Origin of the sequence: Streptomyces sp. GbtcB6, assembly GCF_019091475.1 — a bacterium.
GTDB classification, from domain to species: Bacteria; Actinomycetota; Actinomycetes; order Streptomycetales; family Streptomycetaceae; genus Streptomyces; species Streptomyces hyaluromycini.
On sequence record NZ_JAGXJL010000422.1, the window covers coordinates 1 to 241 of the forward strand.

The 241-nt window shown below is 78.4% G+C and carries 1 protein-coding gene; it reads right to left on the reverse strand.

From position 1 onward, the window contains the following. On the reverse strand, positions 1–225 hold a 225-nt coding region (locus tag KVT45_RS55555), incomplete at its 3' end, for an integrin alpha (protein WP_254648770.1). Positions 226–241 lie beyond the last annotated feature (16 nt).

Below are 241 nucleotides of genomic sequence, written 5' to 3' on the forward strand. Positions count from 1 at the left end.
GTCGCCCTTCTCGGCGGTGCCGGGGACGCCCGCCGAGATCTGGGTGACGACCGTGCGGTTCGACGCCTTGATCCCGGGCTTGGAGCCGTGGTTGACGACGACCGCGCCGGCGTCCGTCTTGCCGCCGTCCGTGGCGCCCGGGGCGGCGGTGGCGAGGTCGGGGTAGCCGTCGCCCTTGAAGTCGTCCGCGCACCTGGGGGGGGCGGCCGGGGCCGGGCCGGCCAGCGGGGCGAGGCCCCCG